At 43.1% G+C, this 24,948-nt stretch carries 16 protein-coding genes; 5 read left to right on the top strand and 11 right to left on the bottom strand.

Annotation, left to right across the window (positions count from 1 at the left end; all coding sequences use genetic code 11):
* The first annotated feature begins 149 nt into the window (after positions 1 to 149).
* The gene (locus tag HUW51_RS15540; RefSeq protein ID WP_185270550.1) at positions 150 to 5,741 is read left to right on the top strand and encodes a Kelch repeat-containing protein; all 5,592 of its coding nucleotides are present in this window, start codon (positions 150 to 152) and stop codon (positions 5,739 to 5,741) included.
* 487 nt (positions 5,742 to 6,228) lie between these two features.
* On the opposite strand, the gene HUW51_RS15545 is transcribed toward HUW51_RS15540, so the two are convergent.
* From HUW51_RS15545 to HUW51_RS15555, 3 genes are all read right to left on the bottom strand, one after another.
* Positions 6,229 to 8,355: a carboxy terminal-processing peptidase gene (locus HUW51_RS15545; RefSeq protein ID WP_185270551.1), complete on the bottom strand. Its 2,127-nt coding sequence runs from the start codon at positions 8,353 to 8,355 to the stop codon at positions 6,229 to 6,231.
* Positions 8,356 to 8,651: 296 nt separating this feature from the next.
* Positions 8,652 to 9,344 carry an energy transducer TonB gene (locus tag HUW51_RS15550; protein WP_185270552.1) on the bottom strand — a complete coding sequence of 231 codons (693 nt, stop codon included), beginning with the start codon at positions 9,342 to 9,344 and terminating at the stop codon, positions 8,652 to 8,654.
* The gene (locus HUW51_RS15555) at positions 9,337 to 9,918 is read right to left on the bottom strand and encodes an RNA polymerase sigma factor (protein ID WP_185270553.1); all 582 of its coding nucleotides are present in this window, start codon (positions 9,916 to 9,918) and stop codon (positions 9,337 to 9,339) included. Before HUW51_RS15555 ends, HUW51_RS15550 begins: the two co-directional genes overlap by 8 nt.
* Before the next feature lie 211 nt (positions 9,919 to 10,129).
* Between HUW51_RS15555 and HUW51_RS15560 the strand changes: the two genes are divergently transcribed.
* Positions 10,130 to 10,954 carry a TonB family protein gene (locus HUW51_RS15560; RefSeq protein WP_185270554.1) on the top strand — a complete coding sequence of 275 codons (825 nt, stop codon included), beginning with the start codon at positions 10,130 to 10,132 and terminating at the stop codon, positions 10,952 to 10,954.
* 90 nt (positions 10,955 to 11,044) lie between these two features.
* Here the strand turns inward: HUW51_RS15560 and HUW51_RS15565 are convergent, their stop codons facing one another.
* Positions 11,045 to 11,776 (bottom strand): hypothetical protein, encoded by a 732-nt coding sequence (locus tag HUW51_RS15565; RefSeq protein WP_394353937.1) that lies wholly within the window; start codon positions 11,774 to 11,776, stop codon positions 11,045 to 11,047.
* Positions 11,777 to 12,124: 348 nt separating this feature from the next.
* Positions 12,125 to 13,309 carry a proline dehydrogenase family protein gene (locus HUW51_RS15570; protein ID WP_185270555.1) on the bottom strand — a complete coding sequence of 395 codons (1,185 nt, stop codon included), beginning with the start codon at positions 13,307 to 13,309 and terminating at the stop codon, positions 12,125 to 12,127.
* A gap of 270 nt (positions 13,310 to 13,579) precedes the next feature.
* On the opposite strand from HUW51_RS15570, the gene aroB reads away from it, so the two are divergent.
* Positions 13,580 to 14,617 (top strand): 3-dehydroquinate synthase, encoded by a 1,038-nt coding sequence (aroB, locus tag HUW51_RS15575; RefSeq protein ID WP_185270556.1) that lies wholly within the window; start codon positions 13,580 to 13,582, stop codon positions 14,615 to 14,617.
* Entirely contained in the window at positions 14,614 to 15,855 is a 1,242-nt protein-coding gene (gene aroA, locus HUW51_RS15580) for a 3-phosphoshikimate 1-carboxyvinyltransferase (protein WP_185270557.1), read from the top strand. Before aroB ends, aroA begins: the two co-directional genes overlap by 4 nt.
* Positions 15,856 to 16,061: 206 nt before the next feature.
* On the opposite strand, the gene HUW51_RS15585 is transcribed toward aroA, so the two are convergent.
* The 5 genes from HUW51_RS15585 to HUW51_RS15605 form a co-directional block, all read right to left on the bottom strand.
* Positions 16,062 to 16,850: an ABC transporter substrate-binding protein gene (locus HUW51_RS15585; RefSeq protein WP_228467047.1), complete on the bottom strand. Its 789-nt coding sequence runs from the start codon at positions 16,848 to 16,850 to the stop codon at positions 16,062 to 16,064.
* A 95-nt stretch (positions 16,851 to 16,945) separates the two neighbouring features.
* On the bottom strand, positions 16,946 to 18,016 hold the full coding sequence (locus HUW51_RS15590) for a M42 family metallopeptidase (protein ID WP_185270558.1): 1,071 nt from the start codon (positions 18,014 to 18,016) through the stop codon (positions 16,946 to 16,948).
* Positions 18,017 to 18,132: 116 nt separating this feature from the next.
* Entirely contained in the window at positions 18,133 to 19,692 is a 1,560-nt protein-coding gene (locus HUW51_RS15595) for an acyl-CoA carboxylase subunit beta (RefSeq protein WP_185270559.1), read from the bottom strand.
* 147 nt (positions 19,693 to 19,839) lie between these two features.
* A complete protein-coding gene (locus tag HUW51_RS15600; protein WP_185270560.1) occupies positions 19,840 to 22,422 on the bottom strand; it encodes an ATP-dependent Clp protease ATP-binding subunit in 2,583 nt (860 codons plus the stop codon).
* A 118-nt stretch (positions 22,423 to 22,540) separates the two neighbouring features.
* On the bottom strand, positions 22,541 to 23,137 hold the full coding sequence (locus HUW51_RS15605) for a WbqC family protein (protein ID WP_185270561.1): 597 nt from the start codon (positions 23,135 to 23,137) through the stop codon (positions 22,541 to 22,543).
* A 96-nt stretch (positions 23,138 to 23,233) separates the two neighbouring features.
* On the opposite strand from HUW51_RS15605, the gene HUW51_RS15610 reads away from it, so the two are divergent.
* Positions 23,234 to 24,133: a lysophospholipid acyltransferase family protein gene (locus HUW51_RS15610; protein ID WP_185270562.1), complete on the top strand. Its 900-nt coding sequence runs from the start codon at positions 23,234 to 23,236 to the stop codon at positions 24,131 to 24,133.
* 179 nt (positions 24,134 to 24,312) lie between these two features.
* Here the strand turns inward: HUW51_RS15610 and HUW51_RS15615 are convergent, their stop codons facing one another.
* Positions 24,313 to 24,945, bottom strand: coding sequence for an L-threonylcarbamoyladenylate synthase (locus HUW51_RS15615; RefSeq protein ID WP_185270563.1), 633 nt, complete (start codon positions 24,943 to 24,945; stop codon positions 24,313 to 24,315).
* Positions 24,946 to 24,948 lie beyond the last annotated feature (3 nt).

The raw sequence follows: 24,948 nt of genomic DNA on the forward strand, positions 1-24,948 counted from the left end.
CAATTGGTAGCTCTTTTTTATTAATTTTTAAAAAATCTTCCTTAACCTCTCTTCCATTTTCTTATAGAAGCAGTTTTTCAATATCCTATATCTAAGCCCTTTAGATAACCACCACCTACTAAATCTTTACCTCCACTTTTCAGGTTATTATGAAAATACCATACCTTATCCGTTTGGTTAGCAAGAGTTTTATGCCTTTTACTTTACTCTTACTAATCCTTTTATCTAAGTCTGTGCCTGTGTTTGGGCAGAACTTTAATTTTAATACCAGCAGTCTAAAAGGTGCTAATTTAACCAATCCTACTTCCTTACAATTTGGGCCGGATAACCGTTTGTACGTTGCTCAACAAAACGGATTAATTAAAGTACTTACTATAAACCGGATCAGCGCCAATAATTATAATGTAACTGCTACCGAAAACATCAACTTAATTAATCAAATACCCAATCATAACGATAATGGCGCTGTAAATACCGGAGTAACTACCCGGCAAATCACTTCGCTGTTGCTTGCCGGAACCGCCAGCAATCCGGTACTTTACGTTACTTCCAGTGATAGCCGCATTGGTGGGCCTTCCGGGGATTTAAACCTGGACACCAACTCTGGAATTCTTTCTAAGCTTACCAAAACCACTTCCGGCTGGGATAAAGTAGACTTGGTCCGTGGCTTTCCGCGTTCCGAAGAAAATCATTCGACCAACGGCATGCAGTTGGATGCGCAAACCAATACTCTTTACTTAACCATTGGAGGGTTTACAAATGCCGGTGCCCCATCGGCTAACTTTGCCTATATCTGTGAATACGCGTTATCAGCGGCTATAGTAGCCATTGATTTAACCAAAATAGAAGCCTTGCCGGTAAAAGGCAGCGGTAATACCAAATATAAGTATGACCTTCCTACGGTGGATGATCCTACCCGCAGTAATAATGCCGATGGCAGCGACGTAGGCGATCCTTTTGGGGGCAACGATGGGTTGAACCAAGCTAAAATTGTAATAGGTGGACCAGTAACCATTCATTCTACCGGGTACCGGAATGCGTATGATTTAGTAATTACCAAAACACCCGGCAAAGCCCGCCGCATGTACACCGTAGATAATGGCCCAAACCAGGGTTGGGGCGGTGGCCCGGCCAACGAAGGTTCAAAAGGCACCGTTACGAATAATTATGTGGTAGGTGAGCCTGGTTCCAGCGGACCGGGAATAAATGATCCGCAGGTAAATAATCTGGATGGCTTTCACTACATCGGTAATCTGGATAACTACGTTGCCGGTAGTTACTATGCGGGACACCCTAATCCAATTAGGGCAAACCCCAGCGGAGCAGGATTATACACCCGCGAAGGATCTACGGGTGTGTTCAGGACAAGTAAAACCGGGAACAATCCTTTACCCGCCGATTGGCCGCCCGTGCCGGTAAGTTTAGCGCACCCCATTGAAGGTGATTACCAAAGCCCCGGTGAAGCAGATCAATCGTTGCTAACTTTTCCTACTTCTACCAATGGCTTAACAGAATACACGGCCTCAAATTTTAATAATACTTTAAAAGGCAACTTGCTCGCCGCTTGCTACAATGGTAATATTTACAGAATTAACTTAAATAGTGCCGGTGACGGAGTTTTAAATAGCAAAGGCAACAAACGCCTTAACCAGGATACGCCTTTTGCTTCTAATTTCGGTGCTCAACCTTTAGACATCATTGCTCAAGGCGATACCGATATTTTCCCGGGATCGGTGTGGGCGGCTACGTACGGGGCCAATGCTATTACTATTTTTGAACCCGCAGATTATACTTCCTGCACGGGGCAGTACAGCACTTCGTTAGATGAGGACGGCGACGGCTACTCCAATGCTGATGAAATAGACAATAAAACCAATCCCTGTTCGGCCAGTAGTAAACCTGCTGATTTTGATAATGATAAAATTTCGGATTTAAATGATGCGGATGATGATAATGATCAAATAGCGGATGCTGTAGATTATTTTGTATTAGATGCAGCCAATGGTTTAAATACTTCTTTACCTATTAAATACGATTTATTTAATAATTACCCGGGTACTGGCTTTTTCGGGTTAGGATTTACGGGTTTAATGACTAACCAGAAGGCCGACAATGACTATTTAAAAGTTTTTCAGGAAGATAATTTAATAGCCGGAGGCGCAGTAGGCGCATTCTCGATAGTTGATGTTTCCTCGGGCGATGCAATAGAAAGCCTGAATAATCAGGAAAACGCCTTCCAATTTGGTATAAACGTATCTTCCGGTACCGGGCCTTTTACTGTGCATGGCCGGATATTAGGTAATTTTTTTAATAATAATCCACAGGGAAACCAATCTCAGGGATTATATATTGGTACCGGCGACCAGGATAATTTTTTAAAAATTGTGCTTCACGCCAACGATGGGCAGAGCAATTTGGAGGTAGTTTATGAGAATGCCGGAGTTCCGGTAACATCGCAATTTACTTTAACGGACGGTATGCCGGCTTCTACTTTAGATTTGTTTTTATCGGTAAATCCAGTTACCGGCCAGGTGCAGCCAAAATACTCCCGCGATGGTGCGCCCACTATTAATTTAGGTGCCCCCATTCAGGTAAGCGGTTCCTTATTAACTGCTTTACAAGGTGCTCCCGCCGTAGCCGTTGGCATTATTGCCACTTCCCGGAATGCCACTCCATTTACGGCAACCTGGGATTTTATTCATGTTACTTCTGATCAGGCAGCAGCCGTTGGTACCTGGCAAACTTTAGCAGCTAGCTCGGGTACCATTATTGGTCGCGAAGAAAATGCTTATGTACAAGCCGGAAATAAATTTTATTTAATGGGTGGCCGCGGCATTAAAGCCGTGCAGGTGTACGACCCTGTGGCCAAAACCTGGACCAATAAAGCCAACATACCAGCGGAACTGCACCATTTTCAGGCAGTAACTTTAAACGGATTGATTTACGTGGTGGGGGCATTTACGGGTAGTTACCCACGCGAAACGCCAGTAAATCAAATCTACATTTATAATCCAGTTACTGATAAGTGGGTTAACGGGCCAACGATTCCACAAGCCAGACGACGTGGTTCGGCGGGGGTAGCAGTTTATAACAACAAAATTTATATAGTAAGCGGTATTCTGGATGGCCATTGGAACGGTTGGGTAAATTGGTTTGATGAATACGATCCAGCTACTAATACCTGGAAAACCTTACCAAATGCGCCTCGGGCCCGCGACCATTTTCATGCGGTGGTAATAGGTACAAAACTCTATGTAACTGGTGGCCGTCGCTCGTCGGCAAGCACAGGCCAAACCTTTGCGCTAACGGTGCCGGAGGTAGACGTATATGATTTTCATACCGAAACCTGGTCTACTTTACCAGCTAGTAGCAATATACCTACGCCGCGGGCTGGTGCCGGCACGGTAGCTTTAGGCAATGAATTACTGGTAATTGGGGGAGAAAGCCAACTGCCAACTGGGCATAAAGAAACCGAAGCGCTGGATGTGAACAATAATACCTGGCGCCGTTTAGCCGATTTAAAACAAGGCCGGCACGGCACGCAAGCTATTGAAAATAACAATGGTATTTATATTGTTACCGGTGCCGGCAACCAAGGCGGCAGCCCTTTGCTTACCTCACACGAAGCTTATTTCCCGGCAAATGCAACCACACCTACTGGAGTTACTTTAACTCAAAGTTCGTTGAGTGTACCGGCTAATTTAGATTTTGGTCAGGTAGCTACGAATTCCGGCACCAGTAAAACTTTGGTTATTTCAAACACAGGTTCAAATCAGGCAATTGTTATTACGGCAGTTACCAAGTCCGGCGATGCGGCATTTAGTTTTAGTGCGCCTTATTCTTTACCGTTTGTGATTCCGGCCGGGCAAAGCGCTTCCATAAATGTTACTTTTAACCCAACTACCGCCGGTACTAAGGCCGGTAATTTAACCATCCAGCATTCGGGTAACGGGAGCACAACTACCATTGCTTTAAGCGGGCAGGCCGGGAGCATAGCTACGGCATCAACGTATTTTATGAATACCGGTGGCCCGGCACTTACCCTGGAAAATAAATACTGGGCGGCAGATGCGTACTTTAATGGGGGTAAAATTTACACCAACACCAAAATTGCCGATATAACCAACACTGCCTCTGACCAGCTTTATAAAACGGAACGTAGTTCTGCTACCCCATTTGGCTACGCTTTTCCGGTAACCAATGGCACTTACCGGGTAAATCTGCATTTTGCGGAAATATACTGGGGCGCAACGAGTGGTGGAGCTGCCGGTAAAGGTAAACGACTTTTCAGTGTAAATTTAGAAGGTGGTCCTGTAGAACTGCCCAACTTTGATATTTATGCCGAAGCTGGAGCTATGAAAGCTTTAATTAAAACGTTTGATGTAGTAGTAACAGATGGTACGCTCAATATTGACTTTTCGGTAATTGTAGATCAACCTAAAATTTCGGCGATTGAGATTACTCCGGCTCCGGCCAGTGTACCCCTTGTTGCTAATCCGACCTCGTTGCATTTCTTTAGTCAGCAGGCCGGAACCACTTCCACGGCGCAGAATATAACACTTACTAATACCAGTGCTGCCAGCCAGCAGATTACTGCGGTAAGTCTAACCGGCACGAACAGTACGGAGTTTGCGCATAATTTTACGAAGGCTATAACTTTAGCAGCTAATTCCACTACGGTTATTGCGGTAACGTTTAAGCCTAAGGCTTTGGGTACTAAAGTAGCGCAGCTACATGTATCGTACAGCAACGGAGTGTCGCCGGTTGTAATTGGATTAACCGGTGAAGGTACCCAAAATCCTAATGTGGCTCCTACGGCAAATGCTGGTCCGGATCAAACGATAACTTTGCCCCAGGCAAGTGTGGTACTGGCTGGTTCCGGCAAGGATACAGATGGCACTATTGCCGGTTACTCCTGGAGCCAAGCAAGCGGACCAAATACGGCTAATTTTAGTAGTAAAACCGTGGCTAACCCTTCGGTTAGCGGTTTAGTAGCGGGTACTTATACTTTTAACTTAGTAGTTACCGATAATTTAGGGGCCAATAGTGCGGCGGATCAGGTAAAAATAACGGTTAACCCGGCACCAAGTACCAGTCCTAAGGTGGTAAGTTTTACTTTGATTAACGCTACTACCGACCAGCCTATTCGCGAGATGAAGTCAGGAGAAGTAATAAACAGTTCTATTTTTAAAAATATTTCTATTAGGGTTAATACTAGCCTGGCTACGGTAGGTAGAGTGGTATTTAATTTAAGTGGCAAACAAACCCGGAATGTTACGGAAACCGTTGCTCCCTACGCCCTATTCGGCGACACCAATGGCGATTATAATAATTGGAGCCCGGCGGCCGGTAGTTATACTTTAAAAGCAACTCCTTATGCTGCAGCAAGTGGCGGTACTGCCGGTACCCCGCTTACCATAAATTTCAGTGTGGCGGCTCAAGGTGCCCGAACAAGTACAGCGCTAAAATTACCCGTTGAAGATGAGGCAACAATCCAAGTGTACCCGAATCCGAGTAATAATGGAGAATTGACTGTTACCCTCCCGTATGCTGTTTCAGGGGAGGTAACTTTTGAGCTGATTGCTGCTACGGGTGCTTCTTTAAAACAAGACAAGCTTGTGTTGCTTCAGCCAACTAACCAATTGTATTTTAACTTTTCGACGTTGATGCAAAAAACAGGTATGTATTATTTGCGCGTGCAAAGCAATACCCTGCACCAATGGCTTAAAATAGTACGATAGGTAGGATTGAAGTAGCAGCTAAACTGCTAATATTATTTAATCAAAAAGAAAATCAACAGCCCGCAAACACGCGGGCTGTTGATTTTAAATTTTTAAAATTTTTAAATTTTGATAAAGTGTAGCAGAATCAACTTACCGGTAAATTTAATCCGAGACTTAGTTTTTATTCTTTCTTATTCATTCACCCGCTTAAATTTTATTTTTAATACAGTGGCAATGTAAACAAGTTTATTCCTGGCTTTTCCTTAAAGAAATTATCCACCACCTAGAAGTACAATCCAACTAACAAAGTTTTTAGGTAAGTTATTGGTTAGAACGTTAGAGCTTTGTTTTAAAACAAGAAGTACAAAGATCAAGGCTGCGTAATAATTAAAAATTTTAGAATGAACTCTTGTGTTGCTCATTGGTACGTACTATTTGCATACCAATAAAAGAAGAAGGCCGGTAAAATTTACCGGCCTTCTTCTTTTATATTTAACTAGAAAGTTTATTCGCTGAACTGATCTTTCACTACGTTTAAGGCTTCTTCCAGATAAATATCTTTATTCAGGGATTTAGCAAAACGGTTCATCCGGTTAATTTTTACGGTGTCGGATTTAGCGGTAGCTAAATCGGCTTTTAAAGCAGTAACGTTAATGGCCGGAGCGCTTTTTTGCAGTGTTTCGTATTTGCTCGATTCTTCTTTGGCTTTTTTCTGCATGGCGCGGTAATCCGCCAATTTTAAAGAATAATTCGACATATCAGCCCGGGCTTTAAAGCTTTTTGCCTGGTTGGTAATGGCATTAAACAACTCGTTGTTGGCAATCCGTTGTTTGCTGTTAGCCTTAATGCGTTCTACGTTTAAAGTCGGTTTCGACCATGTTTTATAGTCAGCGGGTTTAATTTCGTCCCAAGGTAAAGCGTGTTCCTGTTCTTTTTCGCCTTGCTCAATATAGGTATATAAGTCTGGCAGAATAATGTCTGGAGTTACGCCTTTTAACTGGGTAGCGCCCCCATTAATGCGGTAAAACTTCTGGGTAGTTAATTTTAACGAGCCAAATGGTTTTAAAGCATTATACTCCGATGGCAAAACCTGGTCGAAATCAAATACTTGTTGTACGGTACCTTTGCCGTAAGTAGACGAAGAACCCACAATAATAGCGCGTTTATAGTCTTGCAGCGCAGCGGCTAAAATTTCGGAAGCCGAAGCACTGAAAGAATTTACCATTACTACTACCGGACCATCAAATTGGGTAGTGGCATCGCGGTCGCGCAGCACGTTAGGAGCTGCTCCGCTGGATTCTACCTGCACTACCGGGCCTTCCGGGATAAACAAACCGGTCATTTCTACGGCATCCGGTAAAGAACCACCGCCGTTGTTGCGTAAATCCAGAATAATGCCGGTAGCACCTTCTTGTTTTAACTTTGCGATTTCGTTTTTCACGTCTTCGCCACTGTTGCGGCCACCCTTGCGGGCAAAGTCAGCGTAGAAAGTAGGTAGCTTAATGTAACCCACTTTGCGCTTGTCCTGAATTAAAGCCGACTGGGCATAAGTATCTTCAATAATAATTACATCGCGAATAAGCGGAATAACTTTAATGGTAGCATCAGGTTTTTTTACAGTTAAACGTACTTCGGTACCTTTTTTACCCCGGATTAACTGGATGGCTTTATCAATGCGCATACCTTCCACGTTCACAGGTTCCTGCCGGCCTTGCGCCACTTTTAAAATAATGTCGCCGGCTTTTAATTCGCCCTGGCGGTAGGAGGGGGTACCGGGCACAATTTCCATAATCTTAATCTGGCCATCTTTTTCCTGCAACTGAGCGCCAATTCCTTCCAAACGACCAGTCATAGATATATCAAACTGCTCTTTGTCTTTAGGTGGAAAATACTCGGTATGTGGGTCGTAAAGGTTAGTAATGGAGTTTACGTAAATAGCCATCCATTCTTCTTTATCAGTCTGGCCTAAGCGGCGGTAAAAATCTTCGTAAGTTTTTACTACTTTTTTACGGGCTTCAGCTTCCAGTTCCGCCATGGATTTTTGTACCACTTTGGAATCTTTGTTTTCTTTGGCTTTTTCCTGAATATCAATTAAATCTGATAATTGCAACATAGTTTGATATTTCAGGTATTTGCGCCAGGCTTCTTTTAAAGCGGCTTTATCGGCGGGATATTCTAATTTATCTACGTCGGTTTCTACGGTTTCCGCTACGGTAAAATCAAAAGGTTTCGCCAGGATTTCTTTGTACAAACCTTCGGTTTCTTTTACCCGGGTCTGGAAAAGATTAGTAGCAAATTCGAAGAACTCATACGAACCTTTTTTTACTTCATCATCAATATCAGTTTCAAATTTTTTAAGTTGGGCAATATCGGCCTGCGTTAAAAATTTTTTATTAAATGCCAGCCGCTCCAGGTAAGTTTTATATACTTCCTTCGAAAAATTGTCGTCTATTTTTTTTGGGTGAAAGTGGGCCGACGAAAGGCCTTGCATTAATACCTTCATCAACACGGCATTCTTGTCGACAGTAGCATCTAGGGCAACTTTAGAATGATTAAATTTATAAGAAGCCAATACCACCACTAATAGCAGTACAGCAGCATAAGCAAGAAATTTAGTTTTCAATTTAAACATATTAGGTAAAGTTATACTGGGTATTCATCAAAAGTAGTGCCCGTTGTGAGTCTGGCAGTACTGATTTTGTACGATAGTTTCTAAAATTAGGTGAGCTTTTTAAAAAGTAATATTGCTCAGTAAAATAGCTAGTTAACGTATTTTTTAAATTTTAATTTAACCAAATATCAAAAATTTAAAATACAGCACTAAACCGCTCATTTTAAACGAAACAAGTTGCAGAAAATATTGTTCGGAAACTATTTAATCTGCTTTATTTATTTTATAACATTGCGCATTAATTTTTAGTTTTTGGTTTATTTAAATATAACCGGCAAGGTAACTTTTTGCGCTACTATTTGGCCTTGTTTGCTGCCTGGCTGCCAACCTGGGCCTTTTTTTACTATTTCAATGGCCAGATTGTCGGTTTCTTTTCCCAAGCTTTTTAGCACGTTAAAATGGCTCAGGCTACTATCGGGGTTTACGGTAAAGCTCAAAATTACTTTGCCCTTTTGAAAGGTGGTTTTTCCGGCATTGCTGGTTGCCTGGGCTTGCGCCTGGCGTAAATATTGGTTTAAATGATCGTAGCCTTTTACCGGGCGGGCATATAAGGTTACCCCAGGGCCCGTTGGCGCTGAATTATTCGCCGGTGCAGGTTTGCTGGTGTGCACCACATTCCAGACGATAGCCGCCGATATTAAAAGCAGAAAAACAATGGCCGTGGCTATTCCCCAGGTTTTAATGTCGTTTACCAGAGTGTTGGGTTTGCGGCGGCTGGTTCTTTTTTTAAGTAAATGGTTTAACTCTAATAAATCAGCCTGCGACTTTAAATGGTCGGTTTCGGCAAATCCTTCCAAAGCTTCGCGGCACAGCGGGCAAGTCTGGAGGTGCAATTCCAGTTCCTGCTTTTCGGCGGGCGAAACCTCATCGGATAAGAATTGAAACAGCTTTTCCTGGGATAAATGCTTACCAATAGGTTCGGTGCGGGGAGAGGGCTGGGAATTAATCATGATGGCGGTCGAGGTAAATTTTTAAATTTCTTTTCCCATTCTGAATATAACTTTTAATCTTGTTCAAGTCAAAGCCAGTGATGTCGGCAATTTCTTTATAAGATTTGCGGTGTAGGTAAAAAAGCTCCACGCATTGGCGTTGTTCGGCCGGAATTTGCGCTAAGCCTTGTTCCAGTTTTTCGATTTTCGCTTCCAGTAACATTTCCGGAAATTCTTCGTCGGGGGCAGCTTCGGTGAGCAGGCCATTGCGCGACAAAGCTTTTACTTTTTCGTCTTTGGTTTTAACGGCACGTAGCTGCATTAAACAGTGGTTGCGGGTAAGTACGTGCAGCCAGTTGTTAAAATGCGTAACTTCCTGTTTTTTTAAAACTCCCAAAAGCTGCTCAAAAATCTGCATTACCGCGTCTTTGCTTTCTTCCGGATCTTTTAAATATTTCAGGCACACACCATACACCAGGTGCGTATAGCGCCGGTACAATTCGCCCACGTAATTACTGTCTTTGGTTTGCTGGTAAAGCCGAATTAGTTCTTCGTCTTTCAGCTGCGAACCCGATGTTGATTTACGGAATAGCATAGATTTTTTGGTTTACGGCCTTCCAGTGGTCTTAAATACGGGCAAAATCCGGAAAAGAAAAAATTTATTTTTCTATGGAAATTTACCAGTATGCACATCCTAAAGCTATAAACCAAAACGAAAGGAGGTGCGCCACCCAAACACTGAAGCCAGATAAACAACCCGGAAAATTTTAAAATTTATTGCCTGCTATCTTTAATTTAAAACTTTTATGAAAACCCTAACCACACCGGAGTATTCGCTGGATGATATTATTTTTGAAGGCCGCCACCAGGCTTACGGCGCTTATGCTTTAAGAAAAGCTTACCCGCAACATATAAAACGAGCTACCACCTACATGTTTGCGGCGGTAGGTATTATTTTAGCAGCTGCCCGCCTGGGCATTGCCTTTCAGCCTGAGTCGAAGATTAGTGAGCCTTTGGAAAGAAAAGTTATTATAACGGATGTTGTTTTGCCACAAACCAAAGAAAAGGTAGTGGAACAACCAACCACTAAACCTGTAACTAAGGTTGTGCCTTCTACTCCAACAAAACGGTTTGTTAATTTGCGCATTGTTCCGGACCAGGAGCCGGTAAAAGAGGCTACACCCAACCAAACCGATTTTACTGCGGCCGAGCCAGGCCTGGAAGATGCACTGGGTGATTCTAAGACCGAAATGCTGGTTCCGAGCGAGGCGGCTACCGGGGCTGAAGGCAGCTTAGCTGGCGACAATACCAACGAGGTACGCGAATTTGTAGAAAAAATGCCGGAGTTTCCGGGCGGAATGAAGCAGATGTATGATTATATCCGCCGCACTTTACGCTACCCCGCCGAAGCCCAGCGCTTAGGTTTGGAAGGTACCGTAGTAGTTACTTTCGTAGTGGGTAAAACCGGCGAAATTTCGGACATAAAGGTAATTAAAGATGTTGGCGGGGGAACCGCCAATGAAGCAATCCGGGTAATTCAGAGCATGAAACCTTGGCAACCGGGACGCCAGAACGGGCAACCGGTACCCGTCAGGTTTACTTTGCCGCTTCGTTTCTCACTGGCTTCTTAAACATTTGTAATTACGTTATTCTTTTTTCTAATAAAAAAGCCTTACCATGTTGGTAAGGCTTTTTTGTGCAGGTATGAAAATTTTTAAAAATTAGCGGTAAATGCTTTCGCCGTGACTGTTTCGCCATTCATTTTCCAGGAGTTGGGCATCTTCGTCATTACGCGGATGAACGCCCATCACAATACCACCTTCTTTTACGCCGGATTCATATTCTTTAGCTCGGTCTTCGGGAATGCCGGAACCTACTAAGGCGCCCAATAAACCACCGGTTAAACCACCCGCTCCCGCACCTGCCAGACCGGCTGCTAACGGGCCCGCTACTACTAAACCTAAGCCAGGTAAAGCAACCGAGGTACCAATGGCGGCTACCGCCCCTACAATTGCTCCTAATGTACCGCCAATGGCTGATCCGGCTCCGGCTCCTTCTAAAGCTTTGTCGCCTAAATCAGAATCCGGAGTATGATCCCCGAAATGTCTCTTGCGGGTTTCGTCCGACATTACTAAGTTTACATCGTCCCGGCTGTATCCGCGGCTTTGCAGCGAAGAATACGCCCTTTCGGCACTTTCCCGGTCCCGGAACATACCCGTCATGATGCGACGGCTTCCATCGGAATTGGTGTGGCCAAAAGTAGAACCACTGGATGAACTGCCTACGTTAGAAGAACTACCTATAGTGGAACCGCTCATAGAAGAACCACTCATGTTATTAGAATTACCGGAAGTATTATAATCGGTATTGGAAGTGCTGAAAGGATTATTAGAATTATTAGGGTTATTAAAACCGCTACTATTCTGGTTCATGTTGCCTGTTGTGTTTTCCATAGTTTAGTCACATTTAGAGTTTAGAACTATACTCAGGCAATCTGATTTATGTACTGCCAGATAGCCTGAATTTGTTTATGGCTAAACGATTTGCAATTTAATAAGTTGCAATATTTACCTAAACTTAACACCACTGCAATCAGGCTAAATAGAATAGAAAAATATAGGTAAACAAGGATGTGCTAATGTTGTTTAAATTATAATAAATTTTAGAATGGTTTATTGCGTTCAGCCCGGTAATAGGATGGTTTTAATTAAATAAAAATTAATTCGGCTAAGCTTTCTAGCTGCACCAGGTTGGGGCTTAACCGGAATTTATCTGGTATATAAAGCAAATTTTTAAAAATTTTACTTCACCGCTTTTCGCCGCTGCATTTCTTTTTTTATCAGGTTAAATTCGCGGCTGCTTTGGCCGGCAATGGCGGTATTTTCTTCGGCGCGGCGTAGTAAATACGGGATAACGGCCTCTACCGGACCATAAGGTACATATTTGGCAACATTGTAACCCGCGTGGGCCAGATTGTACGATAAGTTGTCGCTCATGCCGTATAATTGAGCAAAGTAAATACGCTTATCATTGGGGGCAATGCCGTGTTTTGCCATCAAATCTACCAGCAGATAGGAACTTGCTTCGTTGTGCGTACCCGCGCAAATGGCAATCCGGTCCAGGTGCTCCACGCAAAAAGTTAAAGCTTCGTTAAATAAAGCATCGGAGGCTTCTTTGGTGGGGTTAATCGGATTTTCATAGCCTCTTTCTGCCGCCCGGCGGGCTTCTTTTTCCATATAAGCGCCCCGCACCAGTTTCGCTCCCAGGAAATAATTTTTTTCTACGGCGTTCTGGTAATCGCGCTGCAACACTTCCAGGCGGTCGTGGCGGTAGAGTTGGTAGGTATTGTATACAATAGCTTTTTCCTGGTTGTACTTGGCCATCATGTCGTAAGTCAGTGTATCAATTACTTCCTGAAACCAGCTTTCTTCGGCATCTACAAATATCGCAACGCCGTATTGGTGCGCGCGCTGGCACAAGGTTTCCATGCGGGCGCGGGCGCGGGCGTACGCTTTTTCTTCCTGCGGGCTCAGGGTTTGGCCCGCTTGTACTTTTTCTAAAATGCGGCTATCGGCAATCCCACTCACTTTAAAAACCGAAAAAGGAATGTGCTTGGATGTGTTGGCTTTTTCGATGGTAGCCAAGATTTCTTTGGTAGTACGATCGAAGCTGTTTTCGTCGTTTTCGCCTTCTACGGAATAGTCCAGGATGGTGCCGATATTGGCTTTTCCTAAACTCTGAATGGCCTGGTTGCACTCGAGTAAATTTTCGCCTCCGCAGAAATGCTGAAATATGGTGGGTTTAATTAAAAACTTTACGGGTAGCCCCCATTTAAACGCTTTTTGAACCAAGTTGCCGCCTTTTTTTACCAGAAAATTGTTGTTCATGGTAGCAAACAAAGTGTACATTTTCAATAATTCGGCGTCAGATTTGGTGGCAAAGGCCACAGCGGTATCGTCAAATGAAAGCTTGCTTTCGGTTGTCATGCAAAATAAGTTAAAGTATCTGGGTTTTAGTCCCCGGTTTCGGTTTACAAATTTAGTTTAATGATCGGGTGGGGCTTCTGTTTTCTTAACTGGTAATTACTTAAAAAAGTTAAGTGCTTTGGTATTAGTAGTTTTAAAATGCAGGTTCAGGTTAGGTTCTTTCAATAGAAATCAGGTAAACTGCTTTCTGTATAAAGTTTTACTTTATAACGCCGTAAAGGTTAAATTTAATACCTATTTTTAGGCCGTTAATTTTAGAAGATTATTGTTTTGTCAGAAAATATACACATCGGCTTAGATGCCCCCGAGCAAATACAAGAATTTTTAAAAAATCGCGCCTTCGATAAAGTAGCGGTATTGGTGGATGAAAACACCCAGGCAAATTGTTACAATTTATTGCGGCCGTACCTGCCCGAGCATACGCTTATTACCATAAAAAGTGGGGAGGAAAATAAAACCCTGGCTACCTGCGAGCAGGTGTGGCAAAAGTTAACCGATATGCAGGCAAGTCGTTGGTCGGTGTTGGTAAACGTGGGTGGGGGCGTTATTGGCGATTTAGGCGGATTTTGCGCTGGCGTTTTTAAACGCGGTATTTACTTTGTGCAAGTGCCTACCACTTTACTGTCGCAGGTTGATGCCAGCGTGGGCGGCAAAACCGGCGTGGATTTTAACGGTTTAAAGAACCATCTAGGCGTTTTTCAGGAGCCATTAAAGGTATTTATTTACCCGGAATTTTTAAAAACTTTGTCGAGCCGGGAAGTAAAATCGGGTTACGCCGAAATAATTAAACATTGGCTCATTGCGGATGCGGCCTCGTTTGAAGAACAGCGCTACATTGGCTTAATGACCGAGAACTGGACCAAATTAATCACCGATTCGGTGGCCGTAAAAGCCCGGGTAGTTGCCGCCGATCCCAAAGAAAACGGTCTGCGCAAAATTTTAAATTTTGGTCACACCATTGGCCACGCGCTGGAAACATATTTATTAAATCAACCCGGTCGCAGGTTGCTTCACGGCGAAGCCATTGCGGTGGGTATGCTCTGCGAAAGTTACTTATCAGTGCAGAAAGGCTTGTTATCTCAAGCTGATCTTTCTAAAATAGAAACGTTCCTTTTCTCGGTTTACGAAAAAGTTACTGTTGAGCCAAATGAATACGCGGCCATTGCCCGCTTAGCTTTACAGGATAAAAAAAATACGGGTTCTACTATTAATTGTACTTTACTGGCCCAGATCGGCGAAGCGGTTTATGACCAACCCATTACTTTAGCCGAAATAGAACTTGCTTTAAAATATTACCATTCTTTATGATTTCTTCTGCTATTACTCTTTCTCACCCTACTGGAATTTTACGGGGCACGGTGTTGTTGCCTGCTTCTAAAAGCGAAAGTAACCGGGCCCAGATTATAAATGCATTATCCGGCGCTACTTCCACGCTCGACAATTTATCTGAAGCAAACGACACCAAGGTAATCACTAACTTGCTGCAATCGACGGCCGATGAGCTAAACGCCGAGGATGCAGGTACCGTAATGCGTTTTATGACGGCTTACCTGGCGGTAACCAACCAGCACAAAGTAATTACCGGCACGCCCCGCATGTTGCAGCGGCCCATCGGGATTTTGGTGGAGGCACTGCGGCAGTTAGGTGCTCAAATTGATTACCTGGGACAAGAAGGTTATCCTCCTTTGCAATTTAAAGGCATCGACCGGACCAAAGAATACCCTGCCACCCTGCAAGTTCGCGGCGATATCAGCAGCCAGTATATATCGGCTTTACTTATGGTGGCGCCTTTGTTTCCGCAAGGCTTAACCATTGAACTCCAAGGAAAAGTGGGTTCGCGGCCTTACATCCAAATGACTTTGTCTTTAATGAAACATTTTGGGGTAGAAGGTACTTTTGCCGGCACCACTATTACTGTACCGCCACAAAAATACCAATCCAATCAGTATACCATTGAATCGGACTGGTCGGGCGCCAGTTACTGGTACAGTATGGTTGCGCTTGCTAAAGAAGCTACCGTGGAACTGAAAGGATTGCGTTCCACCTCATTTCAGGGGGATAGTGTTATTGCTACCATTATGGAGCATTTAGGGGTGCGCACTACCTATGTTGCTGACGAAGTTGTGCTTACCAAAACCGATACCGCCGAAATTTTTAGCTTTGATTTTACCGATTGCCCAGATCTGGCGCAAACGGTAGCGGTAGTAGCGGCGGTTAAAAACGTAGCCGTAGAAATGACCGGCTTAGAAAGCTTACGGATTAAAGAAACCGACCGAATTGCCGCTTTGCAGCAAGAACTTCAAAAAATTGGCGGCGACCTGGAAGATTTAGGCGAAGGTTTATTTCGGGTAAAACCAGCTACTTCAATTACCAACAACCCTGTTTTTCATACTTACGAAGATCACCGCATGGCTATGGCTTTGGCGCCAGTAGCCTTGTTAACGCCCATTACCATAGATGAACCCGCGGTAGTTAAAAAATCGTATCCCCGGTTTTGGCAGGATTTAGAGCAACTCGGCTTTGCGATTACGCCAGAAGAGAAATAAGGTCACTGAGAAATTTAAATTTTTAAAAATTTTAAATTTTAGAATCTATAATTTATCATCAGAAAGTCCTCTGGCGCACCGGAGGGCTTTTTTTGTTTATTATCCGGAAGTATCTCACAAAAAAGGGCTTTGCTGGAATAGGGAAAATTTAAAAATTTAGGTGAAACGGAAAGCTTTAAAATGAACCAGCCCGGTGCTTGCCTTGATTAGAGCGCTGATGTTATTGCTTTTCGTAATTCTTGAAAATAAGCCCCGGCATATTGCAACCGGCTGCCGTACCACGAAAACATTTCGCCGTCTACTAATTTAATCAAAGCATTCGGGCATAAATTTTTTAATTCTGGCAGGTGTTTTTCTTTAAATGGATAAGGCTCCGACGAAAGAAGTATAACCGCCGGCTGAGCTGCTTGCAATTGTTCCGGGGTAATTTCCGGGTAGCGATTGTAATCGGCAAAAACATTAGCAAAACCGCTCAAGTCCAGCATTTGATGAATAAATGTATCCTGACCCACGCTCATAAATGGTTCTCGCCAAATAAAATAAGCAGCCGGAATTTTATCCGGATAATTTAAGTCTTGGAAACCAGTAAGAATTTGGTGAATAATTTTTTGCGCTGGTTTAAAAGTATTTGTAATAACCCCAATTTGCCGGATCATTTCGGTTGCTTCAACTAAATTAGAAATATCGCTCATCCAAACCGTATAATTTTCTTTAAGTTGCAGGATGCCGACCTGGTAATTTTCTTCTTTATTTCCGATAATCATATCAGGTTTTAAAGCGGCTATTTCCTCGAAGTTAAAATTTTTGGTACCACCGATTTTAGGTTTATTTTTAATTTGTTCCGCCGGGTGAATGCAGAACTTTGTTATTCCGGCTACTCGATCTTCTAAACCTAAATCAAACAACAGTTCGGTTTGCGAGGGTACTAAAGAAATAATGCGTTTGGGTTGCTCTGGTATTTCAACCTGGAAGCCCATCTGATCCGTAACCAGCATCAATTTTTAAAATTTTAAAATAAAACACCTCACCAGTTTAAAACCAGTGAGGTGCAAAAAATAATGTAGCTATTTTATTTGCAAATAATCTGTTTCTAAGACAAATACCGGAAGTCGTGGCCGGATGGTAACTGAATTAAAAATTCGTACATCAGCTTCGATACATTTTCCACGTCTTCCAGGTGCACGGTTTCTACAGTGGTGTGCATGTATTTTAATGGCAGAGATACTAAGGCCGATGCTACTCCTTCGTTGGAATAGGCAAAAGCATCGGTATCGGTACCGGTGCTCCGGGAAGCGGCTGCCCGCTGAAAAGGCGTTTCGGTTTTTTGCGCTACTTCAATTAACATATCCCGCAGGTTATTTTGCACCGCCGGGCCATAGGTAATTACCGGGCCTTTGCCGCAATGAATATCACCGCTTACTTTTTTCTCGTACATCGGCGACTGGGTGTCGTGGGTTACGTCGGTAATCAGGGCTACGTGGGGTTTAATGCGGTGGGCAATCATTTCGGCTCCGCGTAAACCTATTTCTTCCTGCACGGCATTCACGATGTATAGACCAAACGGCAATTGTTTTTTGTTTTCCTTCAGCATCCGGGCCACTTCCGCAATCATAAAACCACCTACGCGGTTATCCAGCGCCCGGCCAACCAGGTATTTTTCGTTCATGAGCATTACTTCGTCGTCGAAGGTAATAACCGAGCCAACGTGTACACCCATATTTTCTACTTCCTCACGGCTACTCGCGCCACAATCCAGAAAAATTGTTTCCATGGCAGGGGCTTTGTCTTGCTCTACTTTGCGTACGTGAATGGCGGGCCAGCCAAATACCGCTTTTACAATGCCTTTGCGGGTATGAATATTTACGCGCTTAGAAGGGGCAATCAAAGCATCGGAGCCGCCGTTGCGCCGCACGTAAATATAACCTTGATCGGTAATGTAATTAACAAACCAACTAATCTCGTCGGCGTGGGCTTCAATAACAACTTTGTATTCCGCTTCCGGATTAATGACTCCTACCACCGTACCGTAGGTATCAACGAAGTACTCGTCGATGTAAGGTTTAAGGTATTCGAGCCAAACTTTCTGTCCTTCGGCTTCAAAGCCCGTTGGGGCTGCTGTATTTAAATATTTTTCTAAAAATTGAAAGCTTTCCTGTCGCATGTGTTAGTCAATAGACGATAGTCCATAGTCCACAGACTATGTTTTTTAATTTTTACTTGTTGAACGGATAAATTACCAAATTGTTAAGCCACTGCTATTTAAAGTGTAAAATCTAATTACAATGGAATGTTGCCGTGTTTTTTGCGGGGTAGTTGATCTACTTTATTTTCCAGCATTTTAAAGGCTTTTATTAATTTTGTCCGGGTTTGGTCCGGCATAATTACCTCATCAATAAAGCCACGGTGCGCAGCCCGGTATGGGGTAGCAAATTTGGTTTGGTATTCTTCTATTTTCTCGGCCAGCTTGGCTTCCGGATTTTCGGCAGCAGAAATTTCGCGTTTAAATATAATTTCAGCGGCTCCTTTGGCACCCATTACGGCAATTTCGGCGGTAGGCCAGGCAAAATTTAAATCGGCGCCAATGTGTTTCGAATTCATTACGTCGTATGCGCCGCCGTAAGCTTTGCGGGTAATAACCGTAATGCGCGGTACCGTGGCCTCGCAAAAAGCGTATAATAATTTAGCTCCATTACTGATAATACCCCGCCATTCCTGGTCGGTACCAGGTAAAAAACCGGGTACATCTTCCAGCACCAGCAAAGGAATGTTAAAACAATCGCAAAACCGAACGAACCGCGCCGCTTTTGTACTGGCGTTGATATCCAGCACGCCCGCTAATACGGCTGGCTGATTTCCTACAATCCCGATGCTGCGACCAGCTATTCGAGCAAAACCCACTACAATGTTTTCTCCGAAGTTTTTGTGTACTTCAAAAAAAGAATTTTCGTCGATAATGCCCTCAATTACCTCCCGCATATCGTAAGGCTGATTGGGATTCTCCGGAATTAGATTATTCAGTATTTCGCGGGCTTCGTTGCCAGTTGAGTCGTAGGGGAATAGGGGAGTGGTATCTTCGCAGTTTTGGGGTATGTAGCTAAGTAAAGTTTTAATGTTGTTGATGCATTCTACTTCGTTAGCGCAGGAAAAATGTGTAACGCCACTTTTGGTACTATGGGTGCTGGCTCCTCCCAGTTCCTCTGATGTTACATTTTCGTGGGTTACCGTTTTTACTACGTTTGGCCCCGTCACGAACATGTAAGAAGTATTCTCCACCATTAAAATAAAGTCGGTAATCGCCGGCGAATATACTGCCCCACCCGCACAAGGCCCCATTACCGCTGATATTTGTGGAATAACCCCTGAAGCCAGTGTATTTTTATAAAAAATATCAGCGTAACCACCTAAGGATACCACGCCTTCCTGAATCCGGGCTCCACCTGAGTCGTTTAATCCTATAATGGGAGCGCCGTTTTTCATGGCCAGGTCCATGATTTTTACAATTTTCTCCGCGTGCGTTTCTGAAAGCGAGCCGCCAAAGACGGTAAAATCCTGCGAAAAAACGTATACCAATCTTCCATTTACGGTACCATAGCCGGTTACTACGCCATCACCTAAATAATATTCTTTATCCAGACCAAAATCTTTGGAGCGGTGCATGACAAATTTTCCGATTTCTTCGAACGAGCCCGGATCCAAGAGTAAATCAACCCGTTCGCGGGCAGTCAGTTTGCCTTTTTTATGTTGTGCCTCAATGCGAGCCTGGCCGCCGCCTAATAAGGCTTCCGCGTTTTTTTGTTCTAATACCTTAATTTTACTTAAGTGGGTAGTGTCTGCCATCTATTGCGCTGCTAGGGTAGGTTGATATTGTAAATTTATGAAAATAGAATTAGCATAAGAATTTTTTTGTGCGTTCCATTTTTTAAAAAAGGTTAAAAACAAAAAAGGCTGACATAAATGCCAGCCTTTAATATTATTTAAATGAAATTATTCAGTTGCTTTCGGATCGGTAGTTTTGGGCTCCGACTCTGGTAATTCATCCTTAGTATCGGTAGTACCTTTGCCACTGTTTTTCGACTGGAAGGTTAAAGTTTCTTTACCTTCTTCGTGATCAACCGTGATGGTATCACCGTGTACTAATTCCGCTTTCAGGATTTCTTCAGCGATCGGATCTTCCAAATACTTCTGAATGGCCCGGTTTAATGGGCGAGCACCGTATTTTGGATCGTATCCTTTATCCGCCACAAAGTCTTTGGCTTTATCGGTTAATTCAATTTTAAAACCTAAAGCTTCTACGCGGTTTAAAAGTTTGCTCAAAGAGATATCAATAATCTTGTGAATATCTTCCCGAACCAAAGAGTTAAACACAATTACATCATCCAAACGGTTCATGAACTCCGGCGAGAAGGTTTTCTTCAGCGCACTGGCTATGGTGCCTTTCATGATTTCGTCCATGTTATCTTGTTTAGCTTTAGAAGCAAAACCGATACCAGCCCCAAAATCCTGTAAATCGCGGGCTCCAATGTTCGACGTCATGATGATAATGGTGTTCCGGAAATCTACTTTACGGCCTAAACCATCGGTTAAAATACCATCATCGAGCACCTGTAACAACAAGTTATAGATATCCGGGTGCGCCTTTTCAATCTCATCCAACAATACAACAGAGTAAGGCTTCCGGCGGATTTTCTCGGTTAACTGACCACCTTCTTCGTAACCTACGTAGCCCGGAGGCGCTCCTACTAAACGCGATACGCTGAATTTCTCCATGTATTCGCTCATATCAATCCGAACTAAAGCGTCTTCTTTATCGAACAGATACGTAGCTAATACTTTGGCTAACTCGGTTTTACCTACCCCAGTTGGGCCTAAGAATACAAAAGAACCAATTGGTTTTTTCGGATCTTTTAAACCAACGCGGGTACGCTGAATCGCTTTTACCAACTGGGCAATAGCTTTATCCTGACCAATAACTTTGCCTTTGAGTTCTTCACCCATGTTCAGAAGCTTTACACCTTCTTTCTGGGCAATACGCTTTACCGGAATTCCAGTCATCATGGCGATTACCTCGGCCACGTTTTCTTCTTTTACAGTATAACGTTTTTTCTTGGTTTCTTCTTCCCAGCTCTTTTTAGCAGCATCTAACTGATCGATGAGTTTTTTCTCTTTATCGCGCAGTTGAGCCGCTTCTTCGTATTTCTGAGATTTAACAACCCGGTTTTTCTCGGTTTTAATATTTTCAATCTGCTCTTCGAGCTTCAGAATATCCTCCGGCACCACAATGTTATTGATGTGTACTCGGGCACCAGCTTCATCCAGAATATCAATAGCTTTATCTGGTAAGAAACGATCGCTCATGTACCGGTCTGATAATTTCACGCAAGCTTCAATGGCTTTGTCGGTGTACAGTACATGGTGGTGATCCTGGTATTTATCTTTAATGTTATTCAGGATTTCAATAGTCTCTTCAGGCGAAGTTGGGTCTACCATTACAATCTGGAAACGACGGGCTAAAGCACCATCTTTCTCAATGTACTGGCGGTATTCGTCTAAAGTAGTGGCCCCGATGCATTGGATTTCGCCGCGAGCTAAGGCTGGTTTAAACATGTTGCTGGCATCTAAAGAGCCAGAAGCACCACCCGCACCCACAATGGTATGTAACTCATCGATGAATAAAATTACATCCGGCGATTTTTCCAGCTCGTTCATCACAGCTTTCATGCGCTCTTCAAACTGACCGCGGTATTTGGTGCCGGCTACCAAAGAGGCTAAGTCTAAAGTAACTACACGTTTGTTAAATAATACGCGTGATACTTTTTTCTGCACAATGCGCAGCGCTAAACCTTCAGCAATAGCGGTTTTACCAACACCAGGTTCCCCAATTAAGATCGGGTTATTTTTCTTACGGCGGCTTAATACCTGGGCTACGCGCTCAATTTCTTTCTCGCGGCCAACAATCGGGTCGAGTTTATCTTCTTCGGCCAGTTTTGTTAAGTCGCGGCCAAAGTTATCGAGAACCGGAGTCCGGGATTTTTCGCCGGGTTTTTTAGCAGTACTACCTTTGCTGGAGCTGCTGCCAAACAATTTGTCGTTATCGTCGTTGTCGTCGGTATCGGAAGATGCCATCGGATTATTATTTTGATAATCCAGTGAATCTCTTATGGTTTCGTAGTTCACGTTGAATTTGGCTAAAGTTTGCGAAGATATGTTATCTTCATCCCGGAGGATGGAGAGCAATAAATGTTCGGTGCCAATAATATCGCTTTTAAATATTTTGGCCTCCAGGTAAGTAATCTTTAAAACTTTTTCGGTTTGTTTCGTGAGCGGAATACTGCCGGTAATGCTGGTGCCGGGGGTCGCCGTATTACGGGTGGCCTGCTCTAATGCATACTTCAACTCGTCAATCGAAATACCCAATTTCTTCAGCAAGGTAATGGCAGTACCTTCGCCTTCGCGAATCATACCTAAAAGCAAGTGTTCCGTACCTATATAATCATGACCAAGTCGGATAGCCTCTTCACGGCTAAGCGAGATGACCTCTTTTACTCGGTTTGAGAATTTAGCTTCCATGTATATTATTTAAAAAATAAAAAATGCGTTTGTATTGATTGCGCTGCTCCAAGATAAGCGTCTTTTATATAAAAACAAGCTTTAGTACGTAATTGTTCAGTGTATTAATTTACCGAAATTACAGGAAGTTTTTAGCTGCCGGACCTTGTGAAAACAACAAATCAATTATACTCAGGTTGGGGGCAAATTGTTTGCCAAACACTTGTTGATATGGTTTTACGTCCAAAATGGCAGACTCCTGCTTGGGATGAATCTGGTTACGTAAATCGAGCACCCCGTTTGGGTACAATGGAATATACTCCTTTGTATAGGTAATAGGTTTGCGGATTTGCAAACTTTTTACGTAAAACTTTAATAATGCAAAATTTAACTCGAATAATGTTGAAACGCGCTGCTCCAGTATTTGTTGTAAATAATCGCTGTAAAAAGTAAAATAAGGGGAGCTCCCGTACGCCGACTTAATGGTGCGCCAATGCGTATTAAGCCATTTTTGGTTGTAGTCAATTTCTAATTCAGTAATTAAAACTTTGCTATTGCCCTTTTTTACCGGAATAGTTAAATCTTTTACTCCTTGCGCGGTTAATACATAACAACGATTACGGTAACTTTGTTTCACATAGTGTTCGTGCGTTTCAAGGCAAATTTCATCCACTTGGGCGGCCTGCTGAAAATAAGCAATGCACGGGTTGTATTGGATTTCAGTTAAAAGGATCATAGTAAGGAATTCGGATTCTGGATTACTATATTAGCACCTTTTATTTGGAAACCGTGAGTAAGATAAAAAATCTTGCATTGCAAATCAATTTCCGGCATGACGAAATTGCAGATTCCCAGGCGCTTTTATCCGCTTTGGTATTTATTACAAGGTATAGCCCGGTTGCCTTTTGGGGTACTTTATCTTTTATCAGACGTACTTTACTTTTTATTATATTATGTAACCGGATATCGGAAAAAGGTAGTTTTTAAAAATTTGCAAAACGCCTTTCCGGAGAAAACCGAAGCGGAGCGCTTATCTATTGCCAAGCAGTTCTATCGGAACCTGACCGATATAGTAGTTGAAACCATAAAGCTGGCTGCCATTTCGCCAGAAGAATTACATAAACGAGTAAAAATTTTAAATCCGGAGGTAATATCGGCTGCTACTAACCAAGGTAAAATAGCTTTAGCTTTAGGCGGGCACCAGTGTAACTGGGAGTGGGCGCCTTCTGGGGGCATCCCGTTTTTTAATTGCCCGATTGATGTGGTATATAAACCGTTGAGCAATTCTTTTTTCGAAGCTTTTATCTGGCAAGCCCGTACCCGGTTAGGGCCCAACATGGTTCGCATGAAAGACACGCTCCGGTATTTAATTCAACGCAAAAACCAGCCCCGGCTTTTTTGCATGTTATCCGACCAAACGCCCCCTAAAAGTGAAATTCAGTACTGGACTACTTTTATGCACCAGGATGCCGGCTTTTTTGTGGGTGGCGAAAAGTTAGCCGCTTCGTTTCACATGCCCGTGTTTTTTATTCATGCACAACGGGTAGGTCGTGGTTGGTATAATTTTAAATTTATTCCTATTGAGCCATCCGAAGCAGCTAGGCAAACTGCGTTTCCGGTAACTGAGCAATTTACCCGCATGCTGGAAAATTGGATTCAGGAAAACCCCGCCGATTACCTGTGGTCGCATCGCCGCTGGAAACACCAGCGCCCGGTGGGCGAGGCAAGTTAAAAGTGTAGAATTATGAGTTAAAAGTTATGAGTAACCGATTTTGGTGAATTAGGGCCGGGATAGTAGATAGGCTTAAAAACACATAGTTGTAAATTCTTGAAATTTTTAAAATTTAAGAATTTTAACTCATAACTCTAAACTCATAACTCTAAACTCATAACTTTTAACTCATAACTTAATCAAACGTATTCTTCAATAATGCCGGCGCCTTGGCGTAGAACTTCAAACTGCTCATCTTCGCAGTTTACTACCGTGGATGGGATATTATTTCCGTAACCGCCATCGATAACTACATCCACTAAATTTTTAAATTTTTCAAAAATTAACTCCGGATCAGTGGCGTATTCAATAATATCGTCTTCATCGTGGATGGAAGTAGAAATAATTGGATTGCCCAGTTCTTTTACAATAAACAACGGAATTTTATTGTCCGGTACCCGGATGCCGACTGTTTTTTTTCGGTTGCCGCCTAAGCGCGGAACCTTGCTGCTGGCTTCCAACACAAAGGTAAATGGGCCGGGTAAAGCTTTTTTCATAACTTTATAAACCGACGTAGAAATATTTTTAGCATAATCCGAAATGTGGGTTAGATCAGAGCAGATAAAAGAAAGATTAGCTTTGTCGGGTCTGATACCTTTGATGTGGCAAAGTTTTTCCAGCGCCCTGGCATTATGTAAATCACAGCCCATCCCGTAGATTGTATCTGTTGGGTAAATTACTATTCCGCCTTTTTTTAATATTTCTACCACCTGTAAAATTTTATTCATGGGTGGGTTGGCCGGATGAATTTTTAAAAAAACTGCGCTCGCCATAGG

Origin of the sequence: Adhaeribacter swui, assembly GCF_014217805.1 — a bacterium.
GTDB classification, from domain to species: Bacteria; Bacteroidota; Bacteroidia; order Cytophagales; family Hymenobacteraceae; genus Adhaeribacter; species Adhaeribacter swui.